The following is a 17,008-nucleotide window of genomic DNA, read 5'->3' on the forward strand; positions in this document are numbered from 1 at the left end:
AGGGCGTGATTCGCGTACTTCTCGCCGACGACGAGGCCATGATCCGGGCCGGGGTCAAGGCGATCCTCGACTCCGACCCGTCCCTGGAGGTGGTCGCCGAGGCCGGCGACGGCCGGCAGGCCGTCGATCTGGCCCTCGCCCACCGCCCTGACGTCGCATTGCTCGACATCCGCATGCCGCGGCTCGACGGCCTGGCCGCGGCGGCCGAGCTGCGCCGCGTGGCGCCCGCCACGGCCGTGGTGATGTTGACCACGTTCGGCGAGGACGACTACATCGCCAGGGCGTTGGAGGTCGGGGCGAGCGGGTTCCTGCTCAAGTCCGGCGACCCGCGCGAGCTGATCGCCGGGATCCACGCGGTCGCCGACGGGGCGGCGTACCTGTCGCCCAAGGTGGCCCAGCGGGTGATCGCCCGGCTCGCGGGCGGCCGGATGAGCCGTGAGGCCCAGGCCCGTGACCGCGTCGCCGGGCTCACCGACCGCGAGCGCGAGGTCCTCGCCCTGCTCGGCGCGGGTCTGTCCAACGCGGAGATCGCCCGGCGGCTGCACATCGTGGAGGGCACGGTGAAGGCGTACGTGAGCACGATCCTGACCCGGCTCGACGTGCGCAACCGCGTCCAGGCCGCGATCATCGCCCACGAGGCCGGGTTGGTAGCCTGACCCGTGATGTATCGCCTTGTGTTCACGCAGGTCTTGCGGCGTTTCGACGCCGAGGCCGTGCACCGTCTCACCGTCAGTGGCCTCGCCGTGCTCGCCCGGCTGCCCCTGCTCAAGCGGCTGCTCCACCGAGCGTTCGCCCCGCACGACCCGGTCCTGCGGGTGACCGCGTTCGGCGTGCACTTCCCCGGTCCGTTCGGCCTGGCCGCCGGGTTCGACAAGGACGCCGCCTGCGCCGAGGCGGTCGCCGCGCTCGGCTTCGGCCACGTCGAGGTCGGCACCGTCACCGCGCACGCCCAGCCCGGCAACCCGCGCCCGCGCCTGTTCCGGCTGGTGGGGGAGCGGGCGGTGATCAACCGGATGGGCTTCAACAACGACGGCGCCCGCGCCGCCGCCCGCCGGCTGCGCCGAACCCGCGGGGTGCCCGTCGTGGTCGGGGTGAACATCGGCAAGACCAAGGTGGTGCCCGAGGCGGAGGCGGTGGCCGACTACGTCGCCGCCGCCAGGGAACTGGCCCCGCTGGCCGACTACCTGGTGGTCAACGTCAGCTCGCCCAACACGCCCGGCCTGCGCAACCTCCAGGCGGTCGAGCTGCTGCGCCCGCTGCTGACCGCGGTCAAGGAGGTCGCCGACGCGACGCCGCGCCGTACGCCGCTGCTGGTGAAGATCGCCCCAGACCTGGCCGACGAGGACGTCGACGCCGTCGCCGAGCTGGCCGTGGAGCTGGGCCTCGACGGCATCATCGCGACCAACACCACCATCAGGCACGGCGGCGAGACCGGCGGCCTGTCCGGTCGCCCGCTCAAGCGGCGCTCGCTGGAGGTGCTGCGCCGGCTGCGCGCCAAGGTCGGCGACCGCCTCACCCTGGTCTCCGTGGGCGGCGTCGAGGACGTCGACGACGTCTGGGAGCGCCTGCTGGCCGGAGCCACCCTGGTCCAGGGCTACACCGGCTGGATCTACGGCGGCCCGCTGTGGGCCTCCCGCATCCACCGCCAGCTCGCCCGCCGCGTACGCCGCCACGGCCTGTCCTCCGTCACCGAGGCGATCGGCCGCACGGCGTAGGGGCTCCCCCTATCGTGGGACGCATGATCAATCCCCCGGTGAAACTCACCGATGACGTCGTCATGCGGGCGATAGCCAAGTCCGACGCGCACGCGCTGGCCGACGCCTACCAGCGCAACCGCGACTTCCTGCGCCCCTGGGAGCCCCGCCGGCCGGACGACTTCTTCACCGCCGCCGGCCAGGCCGCACGCCTCGAAAGACTGGCCGTGGACCGTGCGGCCGGGTTCGTGATGCCGTGGGTGCTCATGGACGGCGACCGGCTGGTCGGCCGGATGAACCTGAACAGCATCATCCGGGGCGCCGCCCAGAGCGCGTCGCTGGGCTATTGGGTGGACGCCGAGTACAACGGGCGGGGCCTGGCCACCAAGGCCGTGCTGGAGGCGTGCCGGGCCGCCGACGAGGATTTCGCCCTCCACCGGGTCGAGGCGGGCACCCTCCTGCACAACACGACCTCGCAGGCGGTCCTGCGCAGGACGGGCTTCGAGGAGTACGGCATGGCCCCCCGCGCCATCTGCATCGACGGCGAATGGCAGGACCACACGCTGTTCCAGCGAATCCTCAACGACCGTCCCGCGCCGATGTGACCGGCGGTCAGACGCTCGGCCGGGTCGACTCCGCGTCGTGCGTCATGCCGTCGATCCGCGCCATCACGTCGGTGACCTTCACCCCGCTCGGCCGGTGCGGACGCCGCCGCTGCCACGGACGCGGACCCGCCGGCGGCCGGTACTCCACGCCCATCGCGTCCAGCCGCCCGAGGTGCTCGCGCAGCCGCTCGTCGAACCCGTCGCCGCCCGAGCCGGCCCACGCCACCTCGGCCAGCGCGCACGAGCGCGGCCACAGCCGGTAGTCGACCGTCCGCGGGTCGGGCACGCGCTCGGTCCAGAGCTGCGCCTGCACGCCCATCACGCGGGCCCGCTCCTCCTCCGTCCAGTCGGCCGGGGCCGGGTCGAACGCGGCCACGTCCGCCATCGTGGTGGTGTCGCCGATGGCCATCGGCTCGTCGGCCGAGGCCGCCTCGGCGTAGTCGAAGTAGAGCGGGAACACCGGCGTGGCCACCACGTCGTGCCCCGCCGCGGCGGCCCGCCGTCCCACGCCCATGCCGCGCCACGGCATGACCACGGTGTCCTGGCGCAGCCCGCCGGCGACGAACGCCTCGTCCCACACCACCGTACGGGCGCCGCGCTCGGCGAGGGCGTCGGCCAGCGCGCGCAGGAACCACGCCTGGAGGTCCGGGCTCGTGGCCAGCCCCAGCGAGTCGCGGTAGGCCGTGATCTCCGCCGACTGCGCCCAGTGGTCCAGCACGACCTCGTCCCCGCCGATGTGGAAGAAGGGCACCTCGCCCAGCGCCCCGATGATCTCGTCGAAGACCGTGGTCAGGAACTCGATCGTCGGCGGCAGCGGCGACAGGATCGCCGGCGAGATGCCCCACCGGTCGAGCACGTCGTAGCGCTCGCCGGTCGCGCCGAGCTCGGGGTAGGCGGCCAGGATCGCCGAGGCGTGCCCCGGCACGTCGATCTCGGGCACCACCGTGACGAACCTGGACCGCGCGTACGCCCCGATCTCGGCCAGGTCGTCCAGCGAGTAGTAGCCGCCGTGCGGGATGTCCTCGTACGCCTCCGGCTCCCGGTAGTAGTTGACGGCCGTCCGCGGCCGGTGCGATGAGACCTCCTGCAACAGCGGGTACGCCTTGCTCTCCACCCGCCACCCCTGGTCGTCCACCAGGTGGAGGTGCAGCCGGTTCAGCTTGTGCGCGGCCATCAGGTCGATCAGCCGGAGCACCTCCCGCTTGGTGGAGAAATGCCGCGCAACGTCGAGGTGCAGCCCGCGCCAGGCGAACCGCGGAGAGTCCTCGATCCGCACCCCGGGCACCCGCCACGACGCCCTGTCCGAGAAGCGGTAGGAGGCGTCCGGCAACAACTGGTGCAACGACTGCGCCGCGTAGAACGCGCCCGCCGCCCCGCCGGCGACGATCTCGACGCCGCGCGACCCGGTGGTCAGCCGGTAGGACTCCTCGCCGAGCGCGGGATCCTGGCGTACCTCGATCTCGCCGGAGTCTCCCGGGCGCAGGTCGAGAAGGGGGAGTGCGCGACGTACCGCGTCCGCGAAGGGACCGGCGACGGTCGCGCCCGAGGCCAGCTCGAAGGAGCCGGAAAGATCACTGAGCAGCTCTGGGCGAGGAATCATGCTTCGAGATAGTGCTGCAATCCGTTCGAGAGCGCCAATGCGATCCGCTGCCTGAACTTCGGGTCCTGGAACTTCGCCGCGTCGATGGCGTTGCGCATGTTGCCGCACTCGACGAGGACCTTCGGCACGGTCGAGAGGTTGAGCCCGCCGATGTCGTTACGGAAGTCCAGTGCCTTGCTGCCGATGTAGTTGGAGTAGGGGATGCCGGTGCCCTTGAGGTAGGCGTCGCGTACGTCGATCCCCAGCTTGGTCGAGGCGCCCACGACCTTGTCGACCGGCCCGTTGATCTTCTTCGGGATGATCACGTGGAACCCCCGGTTCGAGGGGTTGTCCGAGCCGTCGCCGTGGACCGAGATCGCGACGTCGGCATGGGCCTTGTTGCCGATCGCGGCCCGCTTGTCGATGCACGGGCCGACGCTGTCGTTGTTCGACCTGGTCAGCTTGACGGTCGCGCCGCGCTGCTTGAGGATCTTCACCATGCGGTTGGAGACGTCCCAGGTGAAGGCGGCCTCGCTGTAACCGCTCTTCGTGGCCGTGCCGGTCGTGTCGCAGGCCTTCATCTGGGTCAGCACGTTGACCTTGCGGTTGATCTCGTCCGGATGGCGGTAGTTGCCGCCGTTGTGCCCGGGGTCGATGACGATGACCTTGCCGGCGAGCGGTTTGGCCCCGGGCGGCGCCTGCTGCGCCGTGGCCGTCTCCGTCGGCCCGTCCTGGACGGACGCCTTGCCGGGCCCCTGGGCGGAGGAGGCGGCCTGACCTGCCGCGGCGCCACCGGGCTCGGTGCCGCCGCACGCGGAGGCGATCAGGCCGCAGACGGCGAGGACGGTGGCTGGTAGAGCACGCATGCGCTCCAACTTACGTGAAGCCACGCGTTCAGGCCGGTATGACCAGGAATCCTGCGCGTCGGTCGTCGCCTCACCAGACGTGCTCGCCGACCTCCTGCCTTTCCAGCAGGGCGGCCAGCTCCCGCGCGTCCTCGGCGTCGAGGCCGAGGACGACGCGGGGGCGGCCCCACGGGTGGTCGAGGGAGTGCGCCACGTAGCTGGCGACGGACTCGGCGCCGACGTCGGTGCCCCGCCCCCTGCCCGCCCGCCAGTGCCCCCAGGCGCGTTCGAGCTCGGCCGCCGCGCGCTGGGCGCAGGACACCAGTTCTGGATCACGCATGACTGTCCCCCGGATCAGATCGTGACCGAACCAGATTCGGCCACAATTAGCATGACCCTGTCGAGTAAACCGCCGTGCGGCGACGCTGCCGTACGGCTTGACCCAGGCTTTGGGCGGGCTTGCCGACGAGAGACCTGCACATTGGCCCGCCGTGCCATTGCGGCGCCCGACGAAGGCCCGCAACGGCAGCGCAACCGGCAGATTTCCCCTCAGGCAGGTCCCGTGCTGCTTTCCCCTCAGGCGGGTCCCGTGCTGCGACGCACGATCAGTTCGGGCTGGATCTCGCGCAGCCGGGCGCCCTTGGCCGGCTCGCCGATCCTGTCGCTCAGCAGCGCCGCCGCCGACCTGCCCATGGCGCGGCGCGGCTGGTCGACCGAGGTGAGCGAGATGTGTCTGGAGGCCGACAGGTGTGTGTTGTCGTAGCCGACCACGGACAGGTCGTCCGGCACCCGCAGCCCCAGCTCGGCCGCGGCCGCCAGCACACCCAGCGCGACCTCGTCGTTCGCCGCGAACACGGCCGTCGGCCGCGGGTCGCGGGTCAGCAGCGCGATCGCCGCCTCCCGGCCGCTCTCCTCGCTCGCGTCCGCGGCCTCGACCATGATGTACGGCGCCAGCGAATGCCGCCGCATCGCCACGAGGTACCCCTCGCAGCGCGAGGACCGGGGGCCCTCGATGTGCGCGATCCGCTTGTGCCCGAGGTTCACCAGGTGGTCGATGGCCAGACGGGCGCCGAGCTGGTCGTCGTCGACCACGATGTCGACGCCGTCGAGCTCGATGTCACGTTCCCCTACGACGACGGTCGGGGTGTAGGCGGTCGCCTCGATCAGCGTCTCGCTGGTCGGTGCGATGCCTAAGAGCACCAGCCCGTCGACCCGCAGCTCCAGGAAGGCCTCGACGGCCTCGTCCTCGAACGCCGGGTCCCACTGGCTGTTCCCGATCAGCATGCGCAGCCCGTCGCCGTGCAGGCTCTCCTGCAGGCCGTCCAGGAACTCGGCGTAGAACGGGTTGTGCAGATCGGCGACGAGCGCGCCGACCAGATGCGTACGACCTTCCACCAGGCTGCGCGCGACCGCGTTCGGCCGGTAGCCGAGCTCGCGTGCCGCCTGGAGTACTGCCTGCCGCCGATGCTCACTCACGTGCGGGGATCCGCGCAGCACGAGTGAGACCAGCGACTTGGAGACGCCGGCTCGCTCGGCGACGTTGCGGATGGTGGGTCGTGGCCGAGGCAATGGATCTACCTCGCGGAGCTCGGCGATGGTTGAAGTGTTGACGGGCGGTCCTGACATGTGTCTCCCCCGCGATGCGGATATGGGCACCTGTCTCACCAAACGATCGAGCAAGCCGCAGGGTACGGCTTCGGGTTAGGGAAGCCTGATATTGACCCATTCGCCACACGTCCGCTATTGGGCACGGCGTCGGATACTGTGCTGGTGTGACACCCGGGAAGTCAGCCGAGACGGCACGCCCCGCACGCCGAAGGCTGAGTGTGGACCGCCGTCGCGAAGAGCTCATGGCGGCTGCGCTGGAGCTGTTCAGCACCCGTGACGCCGAGGACGTCTCGATCGACGACGTCGCCTCGGCGGCCGGCGCCTCACGGGCGCTCGTCTACCACTACTTCGGCGGCAAGCAGGAGCTCTACGTGGCGGCGCTGAAGAGCGCGGCCGAGCAACTGGAGTCGCGGCTGCGGCCGACCGGGGGCGGCAGGCCGCTCGACGAGCTGGCCGCGGGCCTCGGGCGTTACTTCGACTTCGTCGAGGAGCACGCCGCCGGCTTCGCCGCGCTGCTGCGCGGGGGGCCCGCCAACCGGGCGGGCGAGGTGGGGGAGATCGTCGACGGCGTGCGCCGGAGGCTGTTCCGCCTCATCCAGAAGCAGATGCGCGTCGACGAGCCGAGCCCGGTGTTGCGCACCACGCTGCGCTCGTGGATCGCCTCCGTGGAGACGGCCGGTCTCGACTGGCTGGAACACCGCGACGTCGAGCGGCCGACGCTGGAGAAGATGCTCGTCGATCACATGGTGGCGCTGCTGGGCGTCGCCGCCGCCTACGACGGCGACGTCGGCCGGCTGCTCGAACTTCTCACCAGGGAGCAGCTGGCGTAGCGGGGGAAGAGTGGCGCCGGGCGGGCGACGCCAACTTCCCCGTGCGACGTCACGTCGGTGGACCGGGCAAGCGTACCTGGTCCACCCTCAACCCCCCTGAGGTTCGTGACGACCCTCTCGACTACTCGGAACGCTGCTGCGGAATGCCCGCCAGCAGTGCGCGAACCTCGGTCTCCCGGTAACGCCGATGACCACCGAGGGTACGAATCGACGTCAACTTGCCCGCCTTGGCCCACCGCGTAACGGTCTTGGGGTCGACCCTGAACATGGTCGCGACCTCAGCGGGCGTGAGCAGCGGCTCGGCCTCGGGTGTACGAGCTGACATTTGTGCGGCCTCTCCTCCGTGTGGACCGGCTTAGCGATCCTGTGACTGCTTTTGCGCGTGTCACGGATGTCCCCCTATGGCACAGAGCGTGCGGCTTTTCTGAGCCATATGCGGCATCACCCGATGTGACCATACCGCCACGCAGAGCGATTGGCGAGCCCTTCTTTGACCCAACTGCCCGCCCCCGTGGCGATGTCACGCTCGGTGATTCTAGCGACACGGTTCGTGGTATCGCAGTGAAAACGGCAAACTACTCAGTTCGCAGAAGAGAGCAGCCGGGAGACGTGACCTACTCATGCAGGTCAGACGGTTGTTTTGGGGCTCAGTTGGCAGATTCCAGCTGTTGCATTGACTTCCACCGAAGGATGACGCGCTGGTACATGGCATAGGCAAGTTCTTCTTGACCCGTGTCCAGACCGGTCAAAGCGGCCGAAAGCTCAGCAACCGACTGGTCGGCCTGCAAGGCGTCGTCGTTCATCAGGTGGACCAGGCCGCCGTAGTCGAGTTCCACCAGCGAGTGCGGGTGGAACTCCTCCAGCCACCGCGCGATGTCCTCCACGTCGAAGTTGGACGACACGTCGCCGAGATGCCTGCGCAGCACGTTGAGGGCGCGGGCGGCCCGCCTCCTGGCCTGTGCCATGGAGGTGACGTAGATGAGGTTACGGCCCGTAGTGGTCGTCACGTCCTGTCCCGGGGTGGAGGAGCCGAGCACCAGCCAGCGCTCGTTCCCATCAAACGGCACGAACCACGATGGCGGCACATGCCACGCCGTGGTGCGAATGTGCGTACGCAAGGCGGACGAACCGGCCTGCCGCTTGAACCGGTCGAAGTCGTCGGCCGTCTGCTCCGCGATGGCTTTCGGCACGAGCCGGTCCATCAGCTTCACCGGAGTGGCGCCACGAAGCCGTGAGAACGCCAGCCACGAGCGCAACCGGGTCTGCCAAGGGCAAACGTACAAACGGTCCTCAACACGCCGCAGATAGGCGTTGGGGCTCTCCTGAGCGGGAACGGGCTGAGGGGGCATGCCGAGCAGTCGCATGACCGACTCGCCGTGCTCCGCATTGAGCGCGTTCGCCCGGCGCGGACGGTCGCGTGAGTCGGCGTAGTCGGCCCACAGCTTGCGCTCGGACTCGGCGAACGCGGTCAGTGGCTCATAGACGCGGAGGTAGGCGGCATAGGGCAGCACGGAGGCATCGTGTCACGAAGAGCACCTGCGTGCACCGTTGAGGCTTACTACTCTGAGAGTGATCTCCGCCGCAAAGAAGCGGTGGACCGGACAGGGAGTCACTACCGTGACCGACGTCTTCGGCACGTCCCACAAGGACGTCCACGAGCAGGTCGTCTTCTGCGCCGACGAGCAGAGCGGCCTGCGTGCCATCATCGCCGTCCACAACACGGCACTCGGGCCCGCGCTGGGCGGCACCAGGTTCTACCCGTACGAGAACGAGCAGGCGGCCCTGGCCGACGTGCTCAACCTGGCCAGGGGCATGTCCTACAAGAACGCGCTGGCCGGGCTCGACCTCGGCGGCGGCAAGGCCGTCATCATCGGCGACCCGGCGCGGCTCAAGAGCGAGGCGCTGCTGCGCGCCTACGGCAGGTTCGTCGAGTCGCTCGGCGGGCGCTACATCACCGCCTGCGACGTCGGCACCTACAGCGAGGACATGGACATCGTCGCGCGGGAGTCCCGCCACGTCACCGGCCGCACCCTGGCCCACGGCGGCGCCGGCGACTCCTCCGTCCTCACCTCGTTCGGCGTCTTCCAGGGCATGCGAGCCTCGGCCGAACGCGTGTTCGGCACCCCGTCGCTGCACGGCCGGCGGGTCGGTGTCGAGGGGGTCGGGAAGGTGGGCCACCGCCTGGTCGACCTGCTGCGCGAGGACGGCGCCGAGGTGGTGATCTGCGACGTCGACCCGAGGGCGATCGAACGGGTGCGCCAGAAGCATCCGGAGGTCGAGGTGGTCGCCGACGCCCAGGCGCTCACGACGTCCGACATCGACGTCTTCGCGCCCTGCGCGCTGGGCGGCGCGCTCGACGACACCACGGTGGCCGGTCTGCGGGCCAGGATCGTGTGCGGCGCGGCCAACAACCAGCTCGCGCACCCCGGGGTCGAGAAGCAACTGGCCGACCGAGGGATCCTGTACGCGCCCGACTACGTGGTGAACTCCGGCGGCGTCATCCAGGTCGCCGACGAGATCGAGAGGTTCAGTATGGAACGCGCCAGGGCGAAGGCGGCCCAGATCTACGACACGACTCTGAAGATCTTCGGGATCGCGTCCGACGAGGGCGTTCCGCCGGCCGCGGCAGCGGATAGGCTAGCCGAGCGCAGAATGTCGGAAGTCGGGCGTATAAGGGCCATTTGGCTGGGCCACTGACGCCCCACGCCCATACGACGTACCGAGCTGGGCACAAAACAGGTACGGTAATAGGCGAACGATAGGCTGACGTCCAAAGTCAGGCGGCGTCAGTGTGTGGTGCGTTAGCGACGAGGGGTCGGGGACGACCCCACACGAGGGGGTCGAGCCAATGGGGCGCGGCCGAGCAAAGGCCAAGCAGGTCAAGGTTGCTCGCCAGCTGAAGTACAACAGCGGTGGCACGGATCTTGACCGTCTTCGCGACGAACTCGGGGTCGGCGACTCCAGCAATGACGACGCCGACGACCTCAACGATGAGCTGGCGGATCGCTATGCCGATTACGCCGATGACTATGGCTCCGGAGACGACGACGACGGCCGTCCATCCGGCCGCCGATAGCCGTTCTTCAGAGTGACGTGGCCGAGGGTCCGGCGTTCTGCCGGATCCTCGTTCATGATCGTCGGGCCCCACGGGCAACCGTGGGGCTTTCGTCACGCTTGCGTGCGGTCGAGGAAGTCCGCGATCAGCGGTGCGATCTCGGGGAGTTTGTCCTCAAGCGCGAAGTGCCCGGTGTCGAGCACGTGCAGCTCGGCGTCCGGCAGGTCCCGCAGGTAGGCGTGCGCGCCCGCCTCCGGGAAGAAGGCGTCCTCGCGTCCCCACACGATCAGCGTGGGCGGCCGGTGGTCGCGCAGCCATGCCTGCCAGCCGGCGTAGAGCGCGAGGTTGGAGCGGTAGTCCAGCGCGAGCGCGAGCTGGGCCTCCTGGCGTCCGGGCAGGTCGAGGAAGTGCTGGTCGAGGGTCCATCCGTCGGGTGCGACCGCTGAGACGTCCGACGCGCCGCCCTCGTACTGGCCGCGGGTGACGGGCAGGGTGAACAGGTCGCCCAGGTTCTCCGCCGGGGCGTGGATCGTGGTGCGCGCCAGGTCGGACAGGCCCTCGTCGTAGGCGTTGGCGTTCTGCACGATCAGGCCGGAGATCCATTCGGGGTGCCTGGTGGCCAGGCGGAAGCCGACCGGGCCGCCGAAGTCGAAGGCGTACCAGGCGAACCGCTCAAGGCCGATCCGCTGCACGAAACCCTCGACCACGTCGGCGAGGCGGTCGAAGGAGTAGACGAAGTCGTCAGGTGCCTGGGTGTGGCCGAAACCGGGGTAGTCCGGCGCGATCAGGCGGTAGCGGGTGCCGCCCAGGGCGTCCATCAGGCGCCGGTACTGGTGCGAGGCCGAGGGGAAGCCGTGCAGCAGCAGTACGGGCAAACCGTCCCGGGGGCCGGCCTCCCGGTAGAACACCTGTACGCCGTCGACGTCCACGAAACCGTGGCGGATCTGCGGGATCTCCATACCTAACGCCCCTCTCGCTCGGTGATGCATTAGTTATAGCGAGCATGTTTCTAACGGGTCAAGTAGGCGATGTAGCATTAGAGCCATGGAGCTCCTGATCGGCGAGCCGCTCGCGCTGGACCTGGTGAACACCCGTACCCGTGACTTCGACGCCCTCGACACGCCCGAGGGGTTCGGGATCTGGCTCGATCGTCAGGCGGGGCGGCTGACCCCGTCCGAAGGGCCGTTCACGGCGGACGATCTCGGCGCGGTGCGCGACCTGCGGGCGCACGTGGAGGCGGCGGTCGGCGCGGTGCGCCGGGGCGAGGGGCCGTCCCTGGAGACGGTCGAGGCGATCAACGTGGCGATGCGCGCCGCGCCCGCGTACGCGCATCTGGACGTCGTGGGCGACGCCCTGACCAAGGGCGCGCGCAGGGACGGCGACCGGCGGGCCCGGCTGCTCGCCCAGCTCGCCGAGGCCGCGGCCGACCTGCTCACCGATCCGGCGGCGGGCCGGATCCGGGCCTGCGAGGGCCCGGGATGCCGGATGATCTTCCTGCCCGCGCATCCCCGGCGCCGCTGGTGCTCGCCCGAGCTGTGCGGCAACCGGGTGCGCGTGGCCCGCCACTACCGGCGGCACAAGCCGGAGTGAACGCGGGTCAGCGGTAGCGGGCCTGGCCCGAGCCCGCGACGATCTCGCCCAGCACCCAGGCGTCGAGCCCGCGCCCGCCGAGCACCCGGACGGCCTCGTCGGCCGCCTCGGGAGCCACCACGGCCGCCATGCCCACACCCAGGTTGAACGTACGGTCCATGTCCTTCTGGGCGATCTGCCCGTGTCCGGCGAGCACGCCGAAGATCGCGGGAGGGGTCCAGGAGGACCGGTCGAGCAGCGCGTCGAGGTGGCCGGGGAGCGACCGCGACAGGTTGGCCTCCAGCCCGCCGCCCGTGATGTGCGAGAACGCGTGCACCTCGGTCTTCCGGGCCAGTTCGAGGCAGTCGAGCGAATAGATGCGGGTCGGCTCCAGCAGCTCCTCGCCGAGCGGGCGGCCCAGCTCGGGCAGCACCGCGTCGAGCGACAACGACGCCTCACGCAGTACGTGACGCACCAGCGAGTAGCCGTTGGAGTGGACGCCGGAGGAGGCGAGCCCGAGGACGACGTCGCCCTCCCTGACCCGGTCGGGGCCCAGCATGGCGTCGGCCTCGACCACGCCGGTGCCGGCGCCGGCCAGGTCGTACTCGTCGGGGCCCATGGCGCCGGGGTGCTCGGCGGTCTCGCCGCCGACCAGCGCCGCCCCGGCCAGGCGGCACCCCTCGGCCACGCCGCCGACGATCTCGGCGACGCGCTCGGGCACGACCTTGCCCACGGCGATGTAGTCGGTCATGAACAGCGGCTCGGCCCCGCAGACCACCAGGTCGTCGAGGACCATGCCGACCAGGTCGATGCCGATCGTGTCGTGCTTGCCGTAGCGCTGGGCGATCATGACCTTCGTGCCCACGCCGTCGGTGGAGGAGGCCAGCAGCGGACGCCGGTAACGCAGCAGCGCCGAGGCGTCGAAGAGCCCGGCGAAGCCGCTGGCGTCGTCGACCACCTCGGGCCGGCGGGCCCGCGCCACCTTGTCCTTCATCAGGGTGACGGCGCGCTCGCCCGCCTCGATGTCGACGCCGGCGGCCTCGTATGTGCTCACGCTTTGCTCTCCAACACGAACTTGCCCACGTTGTCCTGGTCGATCGGGATCGGGTACGAGCCGTCGAAGCAGGCTCGGCACAGGCGCTCGGCGGGGATGGTGGTGGCCTTGGTCAGGCCCTCCAGGGAGATGTACCCCAGCGAGTCGGCGCCCAGCGAGGCCCGGATCTCCTCGACCGACAGCGAACCGGCGATCAGCTCGGCCCTGGTCGCGAAGTCGATGCCGTAGAAGCAGGGCCAGCTCACGGGCGGCGAGGAGATGCGTACGTGCACCTCGCGCGCCCCCGCCTCGCGCAACATCTTCACGATCGCGCGCTGGGTGTTGCCGCGCACGATCGAGTCGTCGACGACCACCAGGCGCTTGCCCTCGACGACCTCGCGCAGCGGGTTGAGCTTGAGCCGGATGCCCAGCTGGCGGATGGTCTGCGAGGGCTGGATGAACGTGCGGCCCACGTAGGAGTTCTTCACCAGGCCCTGGCCGTAGGGGATGCCGCTCTCCTCAGCGTAGCCGACGGCGGCCGGGGTGCCGGACTCGGGCGTGGGGATGACCAGGTCGGCCTCGACCGGGTGCTCGCGGGCCAGCACGCGGCCGACCTCGACCCGGGTGACCTGCACGCCGCGGCCCGCGATCGTGGTGTCGGGGCGGGCGAGGTAGACGTACTCGAACAGGCAGCCCTTGGGCTCGGCCAGCGCGAAGCGGCGCGACCTGACGCCGTCCTCGTCGATGGTGAGCAGCTCGCCGGGCTCGATCTCGCGGACGAACGTGGCGCCCACGATGTCGAGCGCCGCCGTCTCCGAGGCCACCACCCAGCCGCGCTCCAGGCGGCCCAGCACCAGCGGGCGGATGCCCTGCGGGTCGCGGGCCGCGTAGAGGGTCGTCTCGTCCATGAAGACCAGCGAGTAGGCGCCCTTGACCTGCGGCAGCAGCTCGGCGGCCGACTCCTCGATGGACCGCGTGCGGTCCTGGGCCAGCAGCGAGGTGAGGACCTCGGTGTCGGTGGTCGCCCTGGTGGAGCCGGGGGCCAGGCGCTCGGCCAGCTCCGGCGTGTTGATCAGGTTGCCGTTGTGCGCGAGCGCGAGCCCGCCGACCTCGGTGGAGCTGAGGGTCGGCTGGGCGTTCTCCCACACGCTGGAACCGGTGGTGGAGTAACGGCAGTGGCCGATGGCCAGGTGGCCGCGGAGGGTGCCGAGCACCGACTCGTCGAAGACCTGGGCCACCAGGCCCATGTCCTTGTAGACGAGGATGCGGCTGCCCTCGCTGACCGCGATGCCCGCGGACTCCTGGCCGCGGTGCTGCAACGCGTACAGCCCGTAGTAGGTGAGTTTGGAAACTTCCTCGCCTGGAGCCCATACGCCGAAGACGCCACAGGCGTCTTTGGGTGCGCGGTCGTGGGGGTCCAGGTCATGGCCGAGCCGGCCGTCGCCCTTCAGCACATGCCTCAGTTTAGGTTGAGAGCTTCCGTGCTTGCACACCCGGGTGCGACATCTGCTGATGTGAGGGCATCTGCCTGGTGTTGGACGGCGGTCAGCGGGGCATCGCGCGTACGAGGCGGGTGAGCAGGTCGCGTTCGGTGTCGTTCAGGCCGCGCTGGAGTTGTTCGTCCGTTCTCGTCCAGATCTCCTCGACCGGCTCGCGCAGCGCCTTTCCGGCCTCGGTCAGGTGGACGCGGGCCACGCGGGGGCGTTCGGGGTCGGGGGAGCGGTAGACGAGGCCGGAACGTTCTAGGCGCTGGAGGGTCTTGGTGACGGTGGGCGGCTCGACGCCCAGCCGGGAGATCAGCTCGCCCTGGGTGAGGCCGTCCTGCCGCCAGAGCTGGTTGAGCAGCAGCTCCTGGCCCACGTGCAGGCCCAGCGGCACCAGGGCGGCGGCCATTCGGTTGCGGTGGGCCTTCACGACCTTGATCAGGGCGTACGTCAGGGTCTCGTCCAGCATGCACTCATCTTGCCCAGCGCCTGCCGCTTTGGCGCATGGTGACCCAAGGATGGCGGCCGTCTTACCGTGTCGTGCGCTTTTGCCGATGCCCTCCGCGAAAAGGTGAAGTATCCGGCATGCATACCCGTCGGGAGACGCAGACGTGACCACACCTGGGGACCCCAACGAGCCCCGCGAGGGGCAGGACCCGTACCGCGAAGGCCAGGACCGAGAGGGCCGGCCCGAGCAGACGCCGCCGCAGCACACGCCCGAATGGTGGCGGGAGGGCGCGGCTGAGGAAGATCGGCCGGCGAGCGGCGCAGAGCCTCCGGAGGGCGGGCCGCACGAAGCTAGACCGCACGAAGCTAGACCGCACGTAGCTGGACCGTACGAGGGCGGGCCGTACGAAGGCGGGCCCACGAGCGGTGAGTGGAGTCCGGAGCAGTGGGCCGTCGGTGGCCCGCCCGGCGCGGGGCCCACCGGCGGAGGGGAGACCCCGGAGGAGTGGACCACGCCCGACCACGAGCCCGGCCACGAGAGCGCGCCTGGGCGCGAGAGCGCGCCGCACGGCAGCCACGCCCGCCCGCCGGAGCCCGGAGGCGCTGAGCCTGGCGCTCAGGCCGGTGCTCGGCATGCTGAGGGGGGCGGGGAGCGTCCGTCTGAGCGGGCTGAGGGTGAAGGGGCTCCCGGGGCCGCCGGGGGTGGGCGGGACGAGAATGAGTGGATCTTCGAGGAGCGTGGGGGTGGCGAGCGGGAGGGCGAGGAGCCGATCGCGCCCGTGCCGCCCGTGGTGCCGCCGCCCGACGTGCCGCCGACGCACGAGCCCAGGCCGGCGGGCCAGCCTGACCACCCGGACCTGCCCACCTCCCCCGAGACTCCGAGTCCGACCGAGGGTGACGCCGGGACGCGGAGGCCGTTCGGGGGGGATGCCGAGGCGACGCAGGTCTATCCGCGGCCTGGGGCGACGCCGTCCTACCCGGGCTGGGGTACGCAGCCCGACGAGGAGCCGGGGCGGCCCGCGCCGTCCCGTTACGAGTACGGCGACGTGCCCACCTTCGAGCCCCCGGTCACCGGCACCCACGCCGCCGCCGCGGGACCGCAGGAGCCGGGCGCCGGGCCGGGAGGGACACCGTCGGAGACGCCCCGCGGAGAGGCGGCCGGATCAGGCGTGCCGGGCCCGGGAGGCACCGCCGGAACAGGCGCGCCCAGCGGGGGTGCGACCGGTGCGGGCGGGCCTGGGGCGCCGTACGGGGGAGAGGCGTCGTACGGGGGGACGGGCGCGGCCGGCGGGCATTACGAGGGCCCGGCGGGATCGTACGAGGGAGGCCGCGAGCCGTCCGCCCCCGGCGCCACCCCGTCAGTGCCCGGCACCACCCCGTCCAGTCCCTACGGCGGTCCGCCCGGCTACGGCCCCCCTGGAGGCCCCCCATACGGCCAGTACGGCCCCTACGGCACCCAGCCGCCCACACCCCCGGGCAGCGGCCTGGCCACCGCCTCACTGGTGCTGGGCGTGGCCAGCCCGTTCCTGGTGTTCGTCTGCTTCACCGGCGTGCTCACGGCCATCCTGTCGATCGTCTTCGGCTGCGTGGCCCTGGCCAAGCACGTGGGCAAGGGCCGCGCCATCGCCGGGATCGTGATCAGCGTGCTCTCGCTGGTGTTGTTCGCGATCGTCGCGATCTGGTTCTGGAAGGTGGTCAAGGAGTGTGGCGAGCTTCCTGGCCAGCTTGCCGACCAGTGCTTCGAGAGCAAGTTCCCCTGGATGAGCAGGGGTCACTAGAGCGGCAGGTGGGCTGACAGGTCGGCGCGGGAACCGCTCGCCGCGACCGAGCCCCTGGCCATGGCCTCGTCCCAGGTCAGCCGGCCGAGCGCCAGCTCCATCCAGGTACGGGCGTCGGTCTCCACCACGTTCGGCGGCGTGCCGCGGGTGTGTCGGGGGCCGGGTATGGCCTGGACGGCCGCGTACGGCGGCACGCGCACCTCGACCGTGCGGCCGGGCGCCGCGGCGGCCAGTTTCTCCAGCAGGTGGCGCACCGCCTGCCTGGCCGCGTCGCGCTCGGGGACGAGCCCGCGGTCGTAGGCGGTCAGCACCGCCGCGACCAGGGCGTCGGGCAGGGCCGAGGCCGGGCCGTCGTAGGGCGGCTCGTCGAGGGCGACGAGCTGGCCGTCGAGGGCCGCGCGCAACTTCTCCGGGTCCATCTTGCGTGGTGGCACGGGCCCATTGTCTCGCGGGAAGCGTTCACCGGGACGGAGGTCGTCGT

General features: G+C 70.8%; 19 protein-coding genes. 8 read left to right on the forward strand and 11 right to left on the reverse strand.

Annotation, left to right across the window (positions count from 1 at the left end; translation table 11 throughout):
* Positions 1-5: 5 nt before the first annotated feature.
* The 3 genes from IEZ27_RS46635 to IEZ27_RS46645 are packed head-to-tail and all read left to right on the forward strand — an operon-like array spanning position 6 to position 2,299.
* The gene (locus tag IEZ27_RS46635; protein WP_189653127.1) at positions 6-656 is read left to right on the forward strand and encodes a response regulator; all 651 of its coding nucleotides are present in this window, start codon (positions 6-8) and stop codon (positions 654-656) included.
* A gap of 6 nt (positions 657-662) precedes the next feature.
* Entirely contained in the window at positions 663-1,715 is a 1,053-nt protein-coding gene (locus IEZ27_RS46640) for a quinone-dependent dihydroorotate dehydrogenase (protein ID WP_189653128.1), read from the forward strand.
* Between the two features lie 23 nt (positions 1,716-1,738).
* A complete protein-coding gene (locus IEZ27_RS46645) occupies positions 1,739-2,299 on the forward strand; it encodes a GNAT family N-acetyltransferase (protein ID WP_189653129.1) in 561 nt (186 codons plus the stop codon).
* 7 nt (positions 2,300-2,306) lie between these two features.
* On the opposite strand, the gene IEZ27_RS46650 is transcribed toward IEZ27_RS46645, so the two are convergent.
* From IEZ27_RS46650 to IEZ27_RS46665, 4 genes are all read right to left on the reverse strand, one after another.
* Positions 2,307-3,899 (reverse strand): beta-N-acetylhexosaminidase, encoded by a 1,593-nt coding sequence (locus tag IEZ27_RS46650; protein WP_189653130.1) that lies wholly within the window; start codon positions 3,897-3,899, stop codon positions 2,307-2,309.
* Positions 3,896-4,744, reverse strand: a complete 849-nt coding sequence (locus IEZ27_RS46655) for an N-acetylmuramoyl-L-alanine amidase (RefSeq protein WP_189653131.1) — start codon at positions 4,742-4,744, stop codon at positions 3,896-3,898. The genes IEZ27_RS46650 and IEZ27_RS46655 overlap by 4 nt, the downstream gene beginning before the upstream one ends.
* Positions 4,745-4,814: 70 nt before the next feature.
* On the reverse strand, positions 4,815-5,063 hold the full coding sequence (locus tag IEZ27_RS46660) for a hypothetical protein (RefSeq protein WP_125645653.1): 249 nt from the start codon (positions 5,061-5,063) through the stop codon (positions 4,815-4,817).
* A 236-nt stretch (positions 5,064-5,299) separates the two neighbouring features.
* Positions 5,300-6,292 carry a LacI family DNA-binding transcriptional regulator gene (locus IEZ27_RS46665; RefSeq protein WP_189653132.1) on the reverse strand — a complete coding sequence of 331 codons (993 nt, stop codon included), beginning with the start codon at positions 6,290-6,292 and terminating at the stop codon, positions 5,300-5,302.
* A gap of 281 nt (positions 6,293-6,573) precedes the next feature.
* Here IEZ27_RS46665 and IEZ27_RS46670 point away from each other — a divergent pair, with 281 nt between their 5' ends.
* Positions 6,574-7,161 (forward strand): TetR/AcrR family transcriptional regulator, encoded by a 588-nt coding sequence (locus IEZ27_RS46670; protein ID WP_125645657.1) that lies wholly within the window; start codon positions 6,574-6,576, stop codon positions 7,159-7,161.
* Positions 7,162-7,282: 121 nt separating this feature from the next.
* Here IEZ27_RS46670 and bldC read toward each other — a convergent pair whose 3' ends face one another.
* Both bldC and IEZ27_RS46680 read right to left on the reverse strand, forming a co-directional pair.
* On the reverse strand, positions 7,283-7,486 hold the full coding sequence (gene bldC, locus IEZ27_RS46675; RefSeq protein WP_013133571.1) for a developmental transcriptional regulator BldC: 204 nt from the start codon (positions 7,484-7,486) through the stop codon (positions 7,283-7,285).
* A 322-nt stretch (positions 7,487-7,808) separates the two neighbouring features.
* The gene (locus IEZ27_RS46680; RefSeq protein WP_189653133.1) at positions 7,809-8,672 is read right to left on the reverse strand and encodes a hypothetical protein; all 864 of its coding nucleotides are present in this window, start codon (positions 8,670-8,672) and stop codon (positions 7,809-7,811) included.
* A gap of 106 nt (positions 8,673-8,778) precedes the next feature.
* Between IEZ27_RS46680 and IEZ27_RS46685 the strand changes: the two genes are divergently transcribed.
* Positions 8,779-9,858 carry a Glu/Leu/Phe/Val family dehydrogenase gene (locus tag IEZ27_RS46685; protein ID WP_189653134.1) on the forward strand — a complete coding sequence of 360 codons (1,080 nt, stop codon included), beginning with the start codon at positions 8,779-8,781 and terminating at the stop codon, positions 9,856-9,858.
* 151 nt (positions 9,859-10,009) lie between these two features.
* Entirely contained in the window at positions 10,010-10,237 is a 228-nt protein-coding gene (locus tag IEZ27_RS46690) for a DUF3073 domain-containing protein (protein ID WP_125645663.1), read from the forward strand.
* 92 nt (positions 10,238-10,329) lie between these two features.
* On the opposite strand, the gene IEZ27_RS46695 is transcribed toward IEZ27_RS46690, so the two are convergent.
* Positions 10,330-11,175, reverse strand: coding sequence for an alpha/beta fold hydrolase (locus tag IEZ27_RS46695; protein ID WP_189653135.1), 846 nt, complete (start codon positions 11,173-11,175; stop codon positions 10,330-10,332).
* An 85-nt stretch (positions 11,176-11,260) separates the two neighbouring features.
* Here IEZ27_RS46695 and IEZ27_RS46700 point away from each other — a divergent pair, with 85 nt between their 5' ends.
* On the forward strand, positions 11,261-11,806 hold the full coding sequence (locus IEZ27_RS46700; protein WP_189653136.1) for a CGNR zinc finger domain-containing protein: 546 nt from the start codon (positions 11,261-11,263) through the stop codon (positions 11,804-11,806).
* A 7-nt stretch (positions 11,807-11,813) separates the two neighbouring features.
* On the opposite strand, the gene purM is transcribed toward IEZ27_RS46700, so the two are convergent.
* The 3 genes from purM to IEZ27_RS46715 form a co-directional block, all read right to left on the reverse strand.
* Positions 11,814-12,839, reverse strand: coding sequence for a phosphoribosylformylglycinamidine cyclo-ligase (purM, locus tag IEZ27_RS46705; RefSeq protein WP_125645666.1), 1,026 nt, complete (start codon positions 12,837-12,839; stop codon positions 11,814-11,816).
* Entirely contained in the window at positions 12,836-14,272 is a 1,437-nt protein-coding gene (gene purF / locus IEZ27_RS46710) for an amidophosphoribosyltransferase (RefSeq protein WP_125645668.1), read from the reverse strand. The genes purM and purF overlap by 4 nt, the downstream gene beginning before the upstream one ends.
* A gap of 91 nt (positions 14,273-14,363) precedes the next feature.
* A complete protein-coding gene (locus tag IEZ27_RS46715) occupies positions 14,364-14,771 on the reverse strand; it encodes a MarR family winged helix-turn-helix transcriptional regulator (protein ID WP_189653137.1) in 408 nt (135 codons plus the stop codon).
* A 757-nt stretch (positions 14,772-15,528) separates the two neighbouring features.
* Between IEZ27_RS46715 and IEZ27_RS46720 the strand changes: the two genes are divergently transcribed.
* Positions 15,529-16,527 (forward strand): DUF4190 domain-containing protein, encoded by a 999-nt coding sequence (locus IEZ27_RS46720; RefSeq protein ID WP_189653138.1) that lies wholly within the window; start codon positions 15,529-15,531, stop codon positions 16,525-16,527.
* On the opposite strand, the gene IEZ27_RS46725 is transcribed toward IEZ27_RS46720, so the two are convergent.
* Entirely contained in the window at positions 16,524-16,946 is a 423-nt protein-coding gene (locus IEZ27_RS46725; RefSeq protein ID WP_189653167.1) for a sterol carrier family protein, read from the reverse strand. The genes IEZ27_RS46720 and IEZ27_RS46725 overlap by 4 nt on opposite strands.
* Positions 16,947-17,008 lie beyond the last annotated feature (62 nt).

Origin of the sequence: Nonomuraea spiralis (genome assembly GCF_014648435.1) — a bacterium.
GTDB lineage: Bacteria > Actinomycetota > Actinomycetes > Streptosporangiales > Streptosporangiaceae > Nonomuraea > Nonomuraea spiralis.

Coding starts and splice junctions, on each gene's coding strand:
- IEZ27_RS46715 (WP_189653137.1), bottom strand. CDS start 14,771: ATGCTGGACGAGACCCTGACGTACGCCCTGATCAAGGTCGTGAAGGCC.
- IEZ27_RS46655 (WP_189653131.1), bottom strand. CDS start 4,744: ATGCGTGCTCTACCAGCCACCGTCCTCGCCGTCTGCGGCCTGATCGCC.
- IEZ27_RS46700 (WP_189653136.1), top strand. CDS start 11,261: ATGGAGCTCCTGATCGGCGAGCCGCTCGCGCTGGACCTGGTGAACACC.
- IEZ27_RS46690 (WP_125645663.1), top strand. CDS start 10,010: ATGGGGCGCGGCCGAGCAAAGGCCAAGCAGGTCAAGGTTGCTCGCCAG.
- IEZ27_RS46660 (WP_125645653.1), bottom strand. CDS start 5,063: ATGCGTGATCCAGAACTGGTGTCCTGCGCCCAGCGCGCGGCGGCCGAG.
- IEZ27_RS46650 (WP_189653130.1), bottom strand. CDS start 3,899: ATGATTCCTCGCCCAGAGCTGCTCAGTGATCTTTCCGGCTCCTTCGAG.
- IEZ27_RS46645 (WP_189653129.1), top strand. CDS start 1,739: ATGATCAATCCCCCGGTGAAACTCACCGATGACGTCGTCATGCGGGCG.
- IEZ27_RS46695 (WP_189653135.1), bottom strand. CDS start 11,175: ATGGAGATCCCGCAGATCCGCCACGGTTTCGTGGACGTCGACGGCGTA.
- IEZ27_RS46640 (WP_189653128.1), top strand. CDS start 663: ATGTATCGCCTTGTGTTCACGCAGGTCTTGCGGCGTTTCGACGCCGAG.
- bldC (WP_013133571.1), bottom strand. CDS start 7,486: ATGTCAGCTCGTACACCCGAGGCCGAGCCGCTGCTCACGCCCGCTGAG.
- IEZ27_RS46725 (WP_189653167.1), bottom strand. CDS start 16,946: ATGGACCCGGAGAAGTTGCGCGCGGCCCTCGACGGCCAGCTCGTCGCC.
- IEZ27_RS46670 (WP_125645657.1), top strand. CDS start 6,574: ATGGCGGCTGCGCTGGAGCTGTTCAGCACCCGTGACGCCGAGGACGTC.